Source organism: Muricoccus harenae (assembly GCF_009848505.1).
GTDB classification, from domain to species: domain Bacteria; phylum Pseudomonadota; class Alphaproteobacteria; order Acetobacterales; family Acetobacteraceae; genus Roseomonas; species Roseomonas harenae.
In genome coordinates, this window is record NZ_WWDL01000027.1 from 12,611 (window position 1) to 27,410 (window position 14,800).

The 14,800-nt window shown below is 70.5% G+C and carries 8 protein-coding genes; 6 read left to right on the forward strand and 2 right to left on the reverse strand.

The window, feature by feature from the left end; all coding sequences use genetic code 11:
* Positions 1-57: 57 nt before the first annotated feature.
* The 6 genes from GSE44_RS26300 (at position 58) to pbpC (ending at position 10,956) form a co-directional block, all read left to right on the forward strand.
* The gene (locus tag GSE44_RS26300; protein ID WP_159350259.1) at positions 58-5,199 is read left to right on the forward strand and encodes an alpha-2-macroglobulin family protein; all 5,142 of its coding nucleotides are present in this window, start codon (positions 58-60) and stop codon (positions 5,197-5,199) included.
* A gap of 81 nt (positions 5,200-5,280) precedes the next feature.
* Complete coding sequence (locus GSE44_RS18215; protein WP_159350260.1) at positions 5,281-6,180, forward strand: fatty acid desaturase; 900 nt, start codon at positions 5,281-5,283, stop codon at positions 6,178-6,180.
* Between the two features lie 491 nt (positions 6,181-6,671).
* The gene (locus GSE44_RS18220) at positions 6,672-7,697 is read left to right on the forward strand and encodes a PAS domain-containing sensor histidine kinase (RefSeq protein WP_201306129.1); all 1,026 of its coding nucleotides are present in this window, start codon (positions 6,672-6,674) and stop codon (positions 7,695-7,697) included.
* 14 nt (positions 7,698-7,711) lie between these two features.
* The gene (locus tag GSE44_RS18225; protein ID WP_159350262.1) at positions 7,712-8,077 is read left to right on the forward strand and encodes a response regulator; all 366 of its coding nucleotides are present in this window, start codon (positions 7,712-7,714) and stop codon (positions 8,075-8,077) included.
* A 162-nt stretch (positions 8,078-8,239) separates the two neighbouring features.
* Positions 8,240-8,842 carry a DedA family protein gene (locus GSE44_RS18230; protein ID WP_159350263.1) on the forward strand — a complete coding sequence of 201 codons (603 nt, stop codon included), beginning with the start codon at positions 8,240-8,242 and terminating at the stop codon, positions 8,840-8,842.
* A gap of 44 nt (positions 8,843-8,886) precedes the next feature.
* Complete coding sequence (gene pbpC, locus GSE44_RS18235; RefSeq protein ID WP_159350264.1) at positions 8,887-10,956, forward strand: penicillin-binding protein 1C; 2,070 nt, start codon at positions 8,887-8,889, stop codon at positions 10,954-10,956.
* 54 nt (positions 10,957-11,010) lie between these two features.
* Here pbpC and GSE44_RS18240 read toward each other — a convergent pair whose 3' ends face one another.
* Together GSE44_RS18240 and GSE44_RS18245 are read right to left on the reverse strand one after the other, a co-directional pair.
* Positions 11,011-12,738 carry a pectate lyase family protein gene (locus GSE44_RS18240; RefSeq protein ID WP_159350265.1) on the reverse strand — a complete coding sequence of 576 codons (1,728 nt, stop codon included), beginning with the start codon at positions 12,736-12,738 and terminating at the stop codon, positions 11,011-11,013.
* Between the two features lie 330 nt (positions 12,739-13,068).
* Complete coding sequence (locus GSE44_RS18245) at positions 13,069-14,781, reverse strand: sensor histidine kinase (RefSeq protein ID WP_159350266.1); 1,713 nt, start codon at positions 14,779-14,781, stop codon at positions 13,069-13,071.
* Positions 14,782-14,800: the final 19 nt, after the last annotated feature.

Sequence of the window (14,800 nt, forward strand, 5' to 3'; positions counted from 1 at the left end):
GCGGGGACTCGGTTGCATTGTGGCAAGGTTCCGGGAGGAAACGTCCCGGTGGTTGCCATGCGCCTGCTTCGTCTCATGGGTATCGTCGTCATGCTGCTGAGTGCTGGCCAGGCATGGGCGCAGGGCTTCGAGCTGCCGGGGCTTTCGGCGGATAGCGAGCGCTTTGCGGCGGGGCTGACGCGGCGCTTTCCGGCGGGCGGGACGGCGGCGCAGCGCGCGGGCGCGGAGCAGCGGGCGCAGCAGGCGGAGGGGCGCAAGGACTGGGCGGCGGCGATCGCGGCCTGGGAGGAGCGGCTGGGCATGGGCGATGTCCGGCCGGAGATGTGGCTCGCGCTCGGGCGTGCCGCGCTGGCGCGGGTGCCGGCGGATCCGGCGAAGGCGCTGCTGGCGGCGCAGCGGAACTTCGACATCGTGCCGGCGGGGGAGCCGGAGGTGGCTTCCCTGCAGCTGATGGCGGATGCGCTTCGGGCGCAGGAGCGCTGGGTACAGGTGATCCAGGTGCTGGAGGCGGTGGCCGAGCGGCTGCCGAATGATGCCGCGACGCGGACGGCGCTGGTGGAGGCGCGGCGGACGGCGGGGATGATGCTGCGGCGGGTGCGGGTGGAGCCGGAGGCGGAGCCCGCGCGGGCTTGCCTTTCCTTCACCGTGGCGCCGCAGGTTGGAAATTCCTGGCAGCCGGAGGACTGGGTACGGGCGGAGCCGGCCATTCCGGGGTTGGCGGTGGTACGCGAAAGGGATCAGCTCTGCGTGGCGGGGCTGCCCTGGGGGCAGAGGACGCGGCTGGTGCTGCGGGGCGGGATGCCGGGGGCGGGCGGGGTGAACCTGCGGGCCGACCTGCCGGTGGATGTCTCCATGCCCGACCGGCGGGCGCGCATTGCCTTCGACCAGCGTGCCTTCATCCTGCCGCGCGGGGCGGCGCCGCGGGTTTCCGTGGGCACGATGAACATCGAGACGCTGCATCTGCGGCTGGTGCGGGTGAGCGAGCGCGGGCTGGTTCCGCTGACGCAGAACACGCGCCTCGGCGAGGAGCTGTCCGGCTGGCAGGCGGAGGAAATCCCGGAAAGCCGTGGGCGGGTGGTGTGGGAGGGGCGTGCGGATGTTCCGCGCTTCCAGCGCAACCGGATGCAGCGGACGGTGCTGCCGCTGCCCGAGGCGCTGACCGGATTCGGGCCGGGGCTGTTCGTGCTGATCGCGCGCAATGCCGCGGATGGGCAGCAGAACACGCAGGACACGGCGGCGCTGCCGATCATGGCAACCGATCTGGGGCTGACGGCCTGGCGCGGCAGCGAGGGGCTGGCGGTGCAGGCGCGCGGGCTGGGGGATGCGCGGCCTAAGCCGGGGGTGAAGGTCGCGCTGATGGCGCGGAACAACGATATTTTGGCTGAGGTGGAGACGGGGGCGGATGGGGTGGTCCGCTTCGGGGGTGCGCTGCTGCGGGGGGAGGGGCCGGTGGCGCCCGTCGCGCTGCATGCGCAGTTGGGCGAGGATCTAGTCGCGCTGGACCTTGAGGCGGCCTCCTTCGACCTTTCCGACCGTGGGGTGACGGGGCGGGATTATCCGGGGCCGGTGGATGCGTTTCTTTGGCTGGACCGTGGGATCTACCGGCCGGGGGAGGTGGTGAATCTCTCGCTGCTGCCGCGCGATCCGTCCGGCCGGGTGCTGGACCTGCCGATCCGGCTGCGGCTGAAGCGGCCCAATGGGCAGGTGGCGGCGGAGACGGTGCCGGAGCGCGGGCCGGAAGGCGTGGTGCTGTGGCCGATCCGGCTTTCCGCCGGGGCGCCGGCCGGCGGCTGGGTGGTGGAGGCGCTGACCGATCCAAACCGGCCGCCGATCGCCACCATCCCCTTCCAGGTGGAGGCCTTCGTGCCGGAACGGCTGGAGGTGAAGGCGGGGCCGGCGCCGGGGCCGCTGACGGCCGGGGCGCCGCTGTCGCTGCCGGTGGAGGCGCGGTTCCTCTATGGGGCGCCGGGGGCGGGGCTGACGGGCAGTGCGGAGATGCGGCTGGCGGTCGATCCGGAGCCCTTCGAGGCGTGGAAGGGCTGGCGCTTCGGCCTGGCGGAGGAGCCTTTCGACGGCGGGCTGCAGAGCTTCGAGATCGGGGCCGCGGATGCGCAGGGGAAGGGCTCGGTGCAGCTTTCCCTGCCGAACCTGCCGGATACGTCGCGACCGCTGCGGGCCGAGGTGGCGGTGGTGATGGCGGAGCCGGGAGGGCGCGGGAGCAAGGCGGCCGCGACCGTGCCGGTGCTTTCGGTGCAGCCCTTCGTGGCGCTGCGTCCGGGTTTCCGCGATGGCAGCGTCGATGACGGGGCGGAGGCGGTTGTCGAGGCGGCGCTGGTTTCGCCGACCGGGGAGGCGCTGGCGGGGCGGCTGCGGGCGCGGCTGGTGCGGGAGCGGCCAAGCTGGCGGCTGACGGTGATCAACGGCACGGCGCGCTATGCGACGGTCTGGCAGGACGAGCCGGTGGATTCCGCCGAGTTGACGGCGGCGCCGGGACGGCCCGCGCGCTTCGCGCGGCGGGTGGGCTTCGGGCGGTACCGGCTGGAGGTGACGCAGCCGGGGGGGATGGGGATTGCCTCGCTGCGGTTCCGTTCGGGCTGGACGGGGTCGGATGATCCGGCGGTGCCGGACAAGGTGGACGTGGCGGCCGACCGGCGTGGCTATGCCGCCGGGGAAACGGCGCGGCTGCGGGTGACGCCGCCTTTCGCCGGGCGGGCCAGCATCGCCGTGCTGACGGGTCGGGTGCTGTCCGTGCGGGATGTGGATGTGCCGGCGGGCGGGGCCGAGGTGGAGGTTCCGGTGGAGGCTGCCTGGGGGCCAGGGGCCTGGGTGGCGGTGACGGTGTTCCGGCCGGGCGAGGCCGCAGCAGGGGCACAGGGCGCGGCGGCTGCTTCAGGCGCGACTGCGCCGCGACGCGCGATCGGGTTGGCTTGGGTGGGGCTGGATCCGGCGGCGCGGCAGCTGGAGGTGGCGCTGGAGGGCGAGGCGCTGCTGCGGCCGCGGCAGCGGGTGGAGGTGCCGGTTCGGGTGGCGAATGCGGGCGGCTCGGCCTGGCTGACGCTGGCGGCGGTGGATGAGGGAATCCTGCGGCTGACGCGGTTCCGCTCGCCCGATCCGGCGGCGCATTTCCTCGGGCGGCGGAAGCTGGGGCTGGATATCCGGGATGATTACGGGCGGCTGATCGCGCCCGCCGAGGGCGAGGCGACGGTGCTGCGGCAGGGTGGCGACGACGACCTTGATACGGCGGGGGTGCAGCCGCCGCAGCGGGTGGTGTCGCTGTTCTCGGGCGTTGTGGCCGTGGGGGCTGATGGGCGGGTGGTGGTGCCGCTCGACCTGCCGGAGTTCAACGGCGAGCTGCGGCTGATGGCGGTGGCCTGGTCTGGCGAGCGGGTGGGGTCCGGCTCGCGGGCTGTGACGGTGCGCGACCCGGTGGTGGCGGAGGCGCTGCTGCCGCGCTTCCTGGCGCCGGGAGACGAGGCGCGGATGCCGGTGCTGCTGCACAACCTCGACCTGCCGGGGGGCGGGGTGAGGGCCTCGGTGACGGTGGAGGGGCCGCTTTCGGTGGAGGGCGGTGGGTCGCTGGGCGGGGAGCTGGCGCAAGGGGCGCGGGCGCTTCCGGCGGCGACCTTGCGGGTGACGGGCGCGGGCGAGGGGGTGGTGCGCGTCGCCGTCTCCGGACCGGGCGGATACAGCGCGACGCATGAGAGCCGGTTCACGCTGCGCTCGCCGCGGGCGCTTTCGCGGGAGGTGCTGGCGGGCTCCGTGCCGGCGGGCGGGATGACGCGCGTGGGACCGGACCTGGCGCGGTTTTTCCCCGGGACGGCAAGCGTGCGCGCCACCTGGGGGCAGCCGGTGCGCTATGATCCGGCGGCGCTGATGCGGGTGAATGTCGACTTTCCCTTTGCCTGCGGGGAGCAGGCGGCGAGCCGGCTGATGGCGCTGCTGGGCTTCGAGGCGGCGCCCGACCGGGACCTGGGGATGCAGCGGTCGGTGGCGCAGATCCTCGACAAGCAGCGCTTCGACGGGAGCCTGGCGCTGTGGTCCACGAACGGGCCGGCGGATTCCTTCGTGACCTCCTATGGGGCGGAGGCGCTGCTGCGGGCGCGGGCGGCGGGGGTGGTGGTGCCGGAGGCGCCGCTGGAGGCGCTGCTGAAGAGCATCCGAGATGATGCCGACAACCGCAGCTATGACGAGCCGCTGGAGAAGGCGGTGCAGGCCTATCGGATGCATGTGCTGGCCATGGCCGGGCGCGGGCTTCCGGGGGCGGCACGGCGGTTGTTCGAGATCCTGGACGAGCTGCCGACGCCGCTGGCCAAGGCGCAGCTGGCCTCCGCCTTTGCGCGGATGGGCGACCGGCCGCGGGCGGAGGAGGCGTTTGCCGCGGCGCTGTCGGCGCCGGCGCGGCGGCCCTGGCACGAGGATTACGGGAGTGCCGCGCGGGATTCGCTGGCGGTGGCGCTGCTGCTGAAGGAGAGCGGCGTGCTGGCCGGGCGCGTTGCCGAGGCGGTTTCGCGGCTGCCGGGGGCGGAGCTGACGCCGGAGGCGGCCTCCACGCAGGAGGCGTCCTGGGCGGTGCTGCTGGCGGCGTCGCTTGGGCGCGACGGGCGGCCGGTGCGGGTTTCGCTGGGCGGGCGGGAGCTGGCGCAGGCGCCGGTGGTGTCGGCGGTGCTGGACGGGGCGGCGGAGGTGCGGAACCTGGGCGACCGGGCGGTGCCGCAGGCGGTTTCGGTGGCCGGGCTGCCGGTGCAGCCGCCAGCGGCGGGACGGCAGGGCCTGCGTATCCTGCGGCGCTTCTTCAACACGGATGGCTCGGCGGTGAACCTCGATACGCTGCGGCAGAACCAGGTGTTCGTGATGCAGGTGGAGGCACGGTCGGAAACCGGGGAGATGCATCGGGCCATGGTCCAGCAGGGGTTGCCGGCGGGGTGGGAGATCGTCGGGCGGTTGCCGGAAGGAGAAGTGGCGGGGATGCCCTTCCTGGGCGAGCTGACGGCGGCCGAGGCTTTCCCGGCGCTGGATGATCGCTTCGCGGCGGCGGTGACGCTGACGCCGCAGGCACCAGTGGCGCGCTACGCCGTGCGGGTACGGGCGGTCACGGCGGGGCAGTTCGAGCTGCCGGGGGCGGAGGTGCGCGACATGTACCGGCCGGGCTTCTTCGCGCGGCAGAATGCAGGGCGGATTGCGGTGGAGGCGGTGCCTTGAGGCGGGTGCCGGGCTGAAGGGACGGCCCGGTCCTTGCTTGCCGTTTGCCGCTAAGGAAGTTGAGGCAGCCGGGAGGTCCCGATGAGCGCGACGATGGCGGCGCCAAAGCCGCGGGAGATGATGCATCTGAACACGCGTTCGGATGCGAAGGGCTGGGCGCGGGCGGCGGTGCATCTGGCGCTGATCCTGGGCAGCGGATGGCTGATTGCCGTTGTGCCCTGGGTGCTGGTGGTGCCGGCCATGGTGCTGGCGGGGGCGATCCAGGCGGCGCTCTTCGCGCCGCTTCACGAGACCTGCCATTACACGGCCTTCAAGTCCCGCCGCGCGAATGCGGTGGTGGGCTGGATCGCGGCGCTGCCGGCACTTCGGAACTGGCATTTCTACCAGCAGTTCCACCTGGCCCATCACAAGCACACGCAGGACCCGGAGCATGATCCGGAGTTGTCCCCGCCGCCGCCGGGGAACCTGGCGAGCTATGTCGGGCGGATCGTCGGGCTGCCTTACTGGCAGGCGCAACTGACGGTTTGGATGCGGGGATGGCGGGGGGACATGTCGGCCTATCCCTTCATCCATCCGGCGACGGCGCCGCGGGTGATCGCGAGCGTGCGGGCGGGGTCGGCGCTGACGGTGGTGCTGGCCGTGGCAGCGGGGCTGGTCTTTGGCTGGGAGGCGGTGCTCCTGTTCTGGGTGGGGCCGCAGCTGCTGGGGCAACCGCTGCTGCGGCTCTACCTGCTGACGGAGCACACGGGCTGCACTGAGGATGCCAATGGGCTGACCAACACGCGCACCATGATGACGGTGGCGCCGGTGCGGCTGCTGATGTGGGAGATGCCCTTCCATGCAGAGCATCACCTGTATCCGTTCATCCCCTTCCACCGGCTGCGGGACGCGCATGTGCTGCTGCGGGACCGGCTGGGGCAGGTGGGGGATGGGTATGCGCGGTGGCATCTGGAGCATGTTCGGGAGTTGCGGGGGCGGTGAGCCGGAGGCTCCGCCTCCGGACCTCCGCCGGGGTGGCGGCCACCCCGGACCCCACGATCGGTTTTTAGCCGTATGGGGCAGCAGCGCCCAACAAGTCGTGAAATTAGGCTTCGGTATTAGCTGCTTGGTTTGAATCAATCCCCGGAAATATCGCTCCACCGGAGGGAAGAGCTACCGCGCTCGGCGGCGTGAAAAGCTCGTAAAGGCCAGGGAATCGGATGTCCGCCTCAGCCTGGCGACCGGATGTCGATGCGAGCCGTTTAGCCAAGCGCCGGATGGCCTGAACTGGCCGAAGGCCGTCCATCCGGCCCCAGGGCCGTGCCTCCAGAAGCGGACATGCCCAGTCTGGCCGCGTCAGGCCTGCTCCCGCCCCGTTGCGGACCTGTGTTCCTCCAGGTAACGCAGTCCTTTCAATCGGCAGTTGCCAAGGTTCACAGATGGCTGGTTCGGGGGATATGACGCCTGTGGGCCACGGTGGTAATCCAACTGTGTTGGACGACAGCGAGCGGCGTCTCCAGGCGGTGCTCGACAACGCCACCGTTTCCATTCTCCTCATGAACGGTCGCCAGCACTGTATCTACATGAACAAGGCGGCGGAGAAGCTCACTGGCTACACGCTTAGTGAGGTGCTGGCGCTCGACAGGCCGCTCCATGATATCATCCACCATACCTATCCCGACGGGCAGCCGTTCCCGCTCTGCGAGTGCGCCATTGATCGAGCATTTCCCGAGCACAACCAGATGCAGGGAGAAGAAGTCTTCGTTCACAAGAACGGCGGCTTCTATCCCGTGGCCTACACCGCGAGCCCCATTCGCGACGAGGCGTCGAACACAGTCGGCACCATCATCGAGGTGCGTGACATCCGCGCCGAGAAAGCGGCCAGAGAGCAACAACGCCTGCTCATCGACGAGCTGAATCATAGGGTGAAAAATACGCTTGCCGCCGTCCAGTCCATCGCCTTTCAGTCGTTGAAGAGCGCGGATGCTGATGCGCGCGAGGCGTTCATGGGCCGGCTCTCCGCACTCTCGGCCGCGCATGACGTGCTGACGGCCCAGGGATGGACGGGCGCAAGTCTCCGCAGCACTGTCAGCATCGCCATTGCGCCCTACAACACGCTTGGGTGCTTTGAGCTTGTCGGCCGCGACTACCCTCTTGGTCCCAAGATGGTGGTTTCGCTCTCGATGGTGCTCCACGAGTTGGCGACCAACGCCGCCAAGTACGGCTCCCTGTCGGTCCCCGAAGGCAAGATCCTCCTCGAATGGTCGGTTCTCAAGGAGGATGGATGCGAACGCCTCGCGATGCGCTGGGAGGAGAGCGGCGGCCCGGAGGTGACGTCGCCGGCGCAGAAAGGCTTCGGCACCCGTCTCCTGGAACGGCAATTCGCGATGGAGTTCTCCGGATCGGTGACGCTCGATTACCGTCCAGGCGGCCTCGTCTGCGCGATGAACCTGCGCCTCCCCTCGGCCAACCCCGCCGACCATGAGGCGCTCAAAAACGCCTCTGGTTCGGCTGCCTGAGACTGGAACGAACAGTGGAGGCGCTCGCCGGCCGTCGCGTGCTGCTCGTCGAGGACGAGAGCCTTGTGGCCGCCCTTGCGGAGGACATCCTGCTGGATGCCGGATGCGAAGTAATACTTGCCATGGACCTCAAGGAGGCGTTGGTCCTCGCGGCGGATGAGAGAATCGAGCTGGCCATACTGGACGTCAATCTTGGGTCGGCTCGCAGCTATCCTGTCGCCGAAATTCTGCGCGAACGAGCCGTTCCGTTCATCTTCGCCACTGGTTACGGGCGCGTTGGGCTCGACGAGGCGTACCGCGATACGCCGGTAGTCCAGAAGCCTTATCGACCCCATGAGCTAATAGGCTGTGCCGAAGAGGCATTCAAAGCCAGGCTTTAGAGATAGGTTAGGTCTGCCCTCACAGGCGTCTGAGGACATCGACCTCAGGCGCGACAACAGACCGCGGGGTCCGAGGGTCGCGTTCGGCCCCCGGTGCGGTCCAGGGGCAAAGCCCCTGGCCTTGTCCCGCGTTCACCTCCAAAGCCGCACGGAGGAGCACGCATGTTCGACTGGATCACGGGATTGGTGGGGCAGACCGGGTATCTCGGCATCGCCTTGCTGATGCTGGCCGAGAATGTGTTTCCGCCCATCCCCTCTGAGCTGATTATGCCGCTCGCAGGATTCACGGCTGCGCGGGGGGAGTTGAACATCTTCCTCGTGGTGTTGGCGGGGACGGTCGGGACGGTGCTCGGGGCGCTGTTCTGGTACGGAATCGCGCGCCGGGTGGGACGGGATCGGCTGCGGCGCTGGACGGGAACGCATGGGCGCTGGCTGACGATTTCACCTGGGGAGGTGGACCGGGCCTCCGAGTGGTTCGAGCGGCATGGGCGGGCGGCAGTGCTGCTGGGGCATTTCGTGCCGGCGGTGCGGACGCTGGTATCGATTCCGGCGGGGATCGCGGGGATGCCGCTGCTGCCCTTCGTGCTGTTCACCAGCCTTGGGACGGCCGTGTGGTGCGGGGTGCTGGCGGGGGTGGGGTATCTTCTGGAGGAGCAGCATGGGCGGGTGGCGGCCTATGTGAACCCGGCCTCGAATGTCGTGATGGGGGGGATCGTGCTGCTCTACCTCTACCGTGTGGTGACCTTCCGGCCGGAGGCGCGGTGACGCCTTGATGCGGCGCCCGGCGGCGCGGGAGAGTGCCCGGCGGGATGGCGGAAGGGCCGGTGATGCGGCGGGGGCTGGACGCGCTGGCGTTGGTTGCGGTGCTCGGGGCGGGGCTGCCGCTGGGGCTCTGGGCGCTGGACCGTGCCTGCCCGCCGGACCTGTCGCGGCTGGAAGCGGTCGGGCGCGTGGTGGTGGACCGGGAGGGGCGGGTGCTTTCCGCGCTGCCGGCGCCGGGCGGGGTGTGGCGGCTGCCGGTGGAGGCCGGGGAGGTGCCCGCGCATCTGGTGGACCTGTTGGTGGCGGCGGAGGACCGGCGGTTCCGGTGGCATCCGGGGGTTGATCCGCTCGCGGTGATGCGTGCGGCCGGGGAATGGGTGCGGGCGGGGCGGGTGGTTTCGGGTGGCTCCACCCTATCCATGCAGGCTGCGCGGCTGCTGGAGCCGCGGCCGCGGAACCTGCGCAGCAAGGCCATCGAGGCGCTGCGGGCGATGCAGCTGGAATGGCGCTACGGCAAGGCCGGGGTGCTGCGGGTCTGGCTGGCTCTGGCGCCGATGGGCGGGAATCTGGAAGGCGTGCGGGCTGGGGCGCTGGCCTGGTTCGGGCGGCCGGTGGAGCGGATCGGGGTGGCGGAGGCGGCGCTGCTGGTGGCGGTGCCGCGGCGGCCGGAGGCGCTGCGGCCCGACCGGCATTCGGCGGCGGCGCTGGCCGCGCGGGATGCAGTGTTGCGGTGGCGGGGGGCTGCCGCGCTGCCGGAAGAGGAGCGGGTGGCGGCGATGGGGGAGGCCGTGCCTTCGGCGCGGCTGGGGATGCCGGGGCTGGCGCCGCATCTCGCGCGGGAGGTGGCGCGGGAGGTGGCGCGGGCGGACGGTGGCGGCCCGGCGGGGCGGGAGCCTGGGGCCGCGGACGGGCGAGCCTTCGCGGATGGGGTAGTGCGGACAGTGTTGGATGCCGGGCTGCAGCGCGCCATGGAAGGGTTAGCGCGGGAGGTGCTGGGCGGGCTGCCGGAGCGGGGCTCGGTGGCGATCGTGGTCGCGGAGCTGGGGGCGCGCGAGGTGCGGGCGCTGGTGGGTGGGGAGTGGCTGGCGGAGGGGCGCGCGGGGGCGCTGGACCTGACACGGGCGGTGCGCTCGCCGGGCTCGGCGCTGAAGCCGCTGTTGTATGCCATGGCCTTCGATCGCGGGCTGGCCTCGCCGGGGACGGTGATGGAGGACCTGCCGCGGCGCTTCGGGGATTGGGCGCCGGAGAAATACGCGCAAGGGTTTTCGGGACGGGTGACGGCGGCCTCGGCGCTGCGGCAGTCGCTGAACCTGCCGGCGGTGGCGCTGATGGAGGCGCTGGGGCCGATCCGCTTCGCCTCGGCGCTGAAGATGCTGGGGGCGCCGCCGCGCATGCCGCCCGGGGCCGGGGCGGCCCTGCCGCTGGCGCTGGGCGGCGCGGGGATCACGCTGCGCGAGCTGGTGGGTGTGACGGCGGCGATTGGGGATGGCGGGCGGGCCGGGGTGTTGCGGGTGCTGCCCGGCGGCGCGGGCGGCGAGGGCGATCCGGTGGTGCGCGGGAGCGCGGCGGAGGCGGTGGCGGAGATCCTGACGCGGCCCTTCCCCGATGGCGGACCGGGTGGCGTGGCCTGGAAGACCGGGACCTCTTGGGGCGGGCGGGATGCCTGGGCGGTCGGCTTCGATGCGCGGCATGTGGCCGGCGTCTGGGTAGGTCGGCCGGATGGGACGGCGCTGCCGGGGGCGACCGGGCTGACGCTCGCGCTGCCGGTGCTGGCGCGGGTTTTCTCGACGATGCCTTCGGCGCCGCGCGCGGTGCCTGGGGGTGTGCGGGTGGTGGGGCCGGGGGTGGGTATGGCGGCCGGGGTGGTGGATGGTCTGCGGCTGCTGTTCCCGCCGGCGGGGGCGGTGATCGAGGAAGGGCCGCTGACGATCCGGGCAGCCGGGGGGCGGCGGCCCTTCACCTTTCTTGTGGATGGGGTGCCGGTGGCTTCGGGAGGGGCGCGGCGGGAGGCGGGCTGGGTGCCGCCGGGGCCGGGCTTTTACCGTGTGACGGTGCTGGATGCCGCCGGGGCGGCGGCGAGCGCGCCGGTGCGGATCCGGATGCGGGGGGTGGAATAGGGAAGGTGACGGGGCCCGGATCCGCTGGGGATCCGGGCCCGCGCCGTCGCGCGATCAGAGGATGAAGTCGCTGGCCGCGAGCGTGTGGTGGCCGGTGAGCTCGACCTGGAAATCGGCCCGGCCGTCGCCGTCGGCATCGGCCTGGACGAGGGTGTTGTCTCCGGACTCGATGGCGTGCAGCTCGCCATCCTGGCCGGTGAAGTCCTCGCTGCCCCGGAAGGTGAAGGAGCCCATGGCGGAGAGGTCGATCACGTCGCCGTCGCCGAAGTCGGTGATGACGTCGTGGCCGCTGCCGGCCTTGCTATGAGACAGGGCGGTGAAGGAGAAGCGATCATTCTCCGCGCCGCCGGTCAGCATGTCCTTGGCCGCGCCGCCGGTGAGCGTGTCGTTGCCGCTGCCACCAACCAGCGTGTCCTTGCCGGTGCCGCCGATGAGCGTGTCGTTGCCGTCGCCGCCGTTCAGCGTGTCCGTTCCGCTGCCGCCGTCGAGCGTGTCCTTGCCGGCATCGCCGTTCAGCGTGTCGCTGCCGGTGCCGCCCGAGAGCGTGTCATCGCCGGCGCCGGCCTGCACGATGTCGGCGCCGCCCCTGGCGTCGATGACATCGTTGCCGGAGGTGCCGGCCAGGTGGTCGGCGGAGCCGGTCGCAACGGTGGTCGGCGTGGCGTCGCCGGGGGCGTCGTCATCGCTGTCGGGCAGGGCGGGGCTGGCATCCGGCGTGGTGGTGCCGGTATCCGTGTTGCCGTCCTCGGTGTTGCTGCCGGTGTTACCGCTGTCCGTGTCGTCCTCATCCGTGTCGGGGACACTGGGCTGGGTGACGACGGGCGAGGTGACGACAGGGGTGCTGTGCGAGCCGTCGAGCTTGCCCACGCCGGCATTGGCGGTGACATGAGCCTTCACGGAAGCGGCGGCAACCAGCGCGTAGTCATAGGGCACGTCATAGTCGGTGGTCGACTTGCCGTCCTGCGCGCTGGCCTCGTTGCCGTCGACATCGCCCCAGGTGACGCCCTCGAACACATTGCCGCTGAGATTCCAGAAGCCGATCTCGTCGCTGTCGAGGCTGACGATCGGGTTGCGGACGTTCTCGAAGACGTTGTTCTCGACCAGGGCCTCGGCGCCCATGCGGATGTTGACCGCGGATTCCGTCACGTCCTTGTAGTAGTTGTCGTAGACGTGGACTTCGCCGTCACGGACGAGCGGCGCGCGTGCGCCGATGTTCTCGAAGATGTTGTGGTCGTAGGTGACGTAACGGCCGCCGGTGTCGCTGTCGGAGAAGCCGTTGAGCGACACCTTGTGGTGGTCGTGGAAGTTGTTGTTCGAGACGGTGACGTATTCCACGCCGCGCTTCATGTCGACGAGGCCGTCGTAATAGTCCTTGCCGACCGACATGCTGCTGTAGAATTCGTTGTGGTCGATCCAGATGTTGTGCGCGCCGCCTTCCATGCCGATCGCGTCGCCCTCGCCGCCACGGACGTCGTGGATCTTGAGGTTCTGGAAGATCAGGTTGGACGAGCCGCCCTTAACCTGGAAGCCGATGCCGTCGAACTCCGCGCCATTGCCGGCGCCGATGATCGAGAGGTTGTGGACGTCGTTCAGGGTGATCTGGTCGGCGCCCGTGTTGGAGGCCGTGATCGTGCCCTTGACCTGGATCGTGAGCGGCGAGGTGCCGGCCTGCTCGATAGCGGCCAGGAGTTCCTTGCCCGTCGTGACCGTAACGGTTGCACCGCCGGCACCGCCCGTGGTGCCGCCGTTAAGGGAAGCGAAGCCGTGAGCTTCATTCGCCATGATGAATACAGTCCCCGTGCGCCAAGAGATCTCGGCGCATCCCAGAAGAGAGGTTCGGGACGTCCTCTGATTTATTAATTATTTTGAAATTAGTGATGGTTTGTTTGTTAAAGAATCATTGGTCATGTAGCGGCTTCGACGCAGTGATTTCGTCCGGCCCATGAATACTGGGTGGTTAGTCCCCGCTGCATGTGTTCTTGGCTATCGCTGCTTGGCGCCGGCCGCAACCCGGCGTCACACATTCCTGTGACGACGAGGGTGTCTTTGAAAATTCGGGCTTGCTAGGCCCTAAGGTATTAGGAACAAGTGCCTACTTGCCGGCAAGTTTTGTCAGTTGGCCTGGGGGGCGGTGCGGGGCAGCCAAGTGATGAGATAGGCGGTGCCGGGGCCGGGAAGGCGCTCGATGGTGGCGTCGATGCCGCGCAGCAGGCTGTCCACCACCGTCAGGCCGAGGCCGCGGCTGGGCTCCTTCGGCATGCCGGCGCCATCATCGGCGATGCGCAGGGTGAAGCCGCCGGTGCCGGCGGGACGGAGCGTGACCTGGATGGTGCCCGGGCCGCGGCCGACGAAGGCGTATTTCAGGGCGTTGGTCGCCAGCTCGTTCACCACCAGCGCGATCTTCACGGCGATGTCGGCCGGGACCTCCAGCGGGTCTAGGTCGGCGAGGACCTGGGTGGCGTGGCCCTCGGTGAGGTCGCGGGCGGCGAGGGCGCGGCAGAAGCGGTCCAGCATCTTGTCGAGCGCGGCGAACTGGCCGGCGCCGTCATGCAGCAGCTCATAGGTCATGCCTATGGCGACCATGCGGTTCTGCGCAGTGCGCAATGCCTGGAGCGCGGCGTGGTCGGAGAGCTGGCGTTCCTGCAGGCGAAGGAAGGAGGCGACGAGGGCGAGATGGTTCTTGATGCGGTGGTGGGCTTCCCGCAGCAGCATGTCGCGGAGCTGGATGGCCTCGTCGCGGGTGGTGCGGGTGGCGCCGAGGCGGCGGATCAGCTCCATCACGTCGGAGGCAGCGTCGGTTTCGGCATCGGCGGCGAGAGAGACGCCCGGGGGCGCGTTTTCGGAGGATTCCAGGCGGCGCGTGGCGGCTTCGAGTGGGGCGACGACGAAGCGCTGCACGGACCAGAACAGCGCGCCGAGACCGGCGAGGAGAATGAAGGCGAGGATCAGTGGCGGTAGCGCCACTTTGAGCGGAGCACCAGCACGGATGGCGCGCTCGGGCAGGGCGACGACCACGGCGAGGTCGTCGGTGGCATACGCCTCGATCAGGAAGCGGCCGCCATCCATGGCGGTGCCCGCGCCCACCGGGCGTTCCGCGCGGTAGGAGGTGCGCAGCGCGTCGGGGAGCGAGGGCAGCGGTTCCGGTGGGCCGACGAGGCTCGTGCTCGCACCCGCGGAATCCCGGAGCCAGACGCGCAGGCCCTCGAACTCCGGCAGGCTGCGGGTGGTGAGGTCGCGCAGGTCATGCACCGTGACCGTAGCCACGATGACACCTTCATGCCGGCCGTTGCGGCGCAGCGGGTGGCCGACGCCGATAACGGTGCCGAGGCCGAACTGGGACTGGTGCAAGGCGCCGGTGACGGGGCGGCCGGTTAGCTCGGCGGTGCGGATCACGGTGCCGGCCGAGAGCACGCCCTCGGCGCCCGCGATGGTGGAGCAGGTGATGCGGTGCTCGGCATCGATGGCGACGAGGTGGCGGACGACGGCGTCCATGGTGAGATGCGCGGCGTTCAGCATTGCCTGGCAGGTTTCGCGGCCTTGGGCGGACGGGTCGGTCGTTGCCAGGATGGAGACGCCCTGGCGGGCCTGGGCGAGCACGCTGCCGATGCGCTCGGCCATACGCCGGGTCTCGGCGACCGCGAGGTCTTCATTGCGGGCCGAGAGGGTGGAGGCCTGCCACCAGGTGAAGATGCCGGCGCCAAGCAGGATAATGAAGGAGACGCAGCCATAGACGAAAGCGAGGCGCTGGCTGAGCGTCCAGCCGCGCGCGCGGTGATGGGGCTGCGCGTCATCCGGGCCACCTGCCGGCGCGGCGGGCAGGAGCATTGCTGTCGGGGCCCCCTCC

What these genes read in the sequence shown, in the direction of transcription:
- GSE44_RS26300 (WP_159350259.1), top strand. Translation starts at nt 58, where the DNA reads ATGCGCCTGCTTCGTCTCATGGGTATCGTCGTCATGCTGCTGAGTGCT.
- GSE44_RS18215 (WP_159350260.1), top strand. Translation starts at nt 5,281, where the DNA reads ATGAGCGCGACGATGGCGGCGCCAAAGCCGCGGGAGATGATGCATCTG.
- GSE44_RS18230 (WP_159350263.1), top strand. Translation starts at nt 8,240, where the DNA reads ATGTTCGACTGGATCACGGGATTGGTGGGGCAGACCGGGTATCTCGGC.
- pbpC (WP_159350264.1), top strand. Translation starts at nt 8,887, where the DNA reads ATGGCGGAAGGGCCGGTGATGCGGCGGGGGCTGGACGCGCTGGCGTTG.
- GSE44_RS18240 (WP_159350265.1), bottom strand. Translation starts at nt 12,738, where the DNA reads ATGGCGAATGAAGCTCACGGCTTCGCTTCCCTTAACGGCGGCACCACG.
- GSE44_RS18245 (WP_159350266.1), bottom strand. Translation starts at nt 14,781, where the DNA reads ATGCTCCTGCCCGCCGCGCCGGCAGGTGGCCCGGATGACGCGCAGCCC.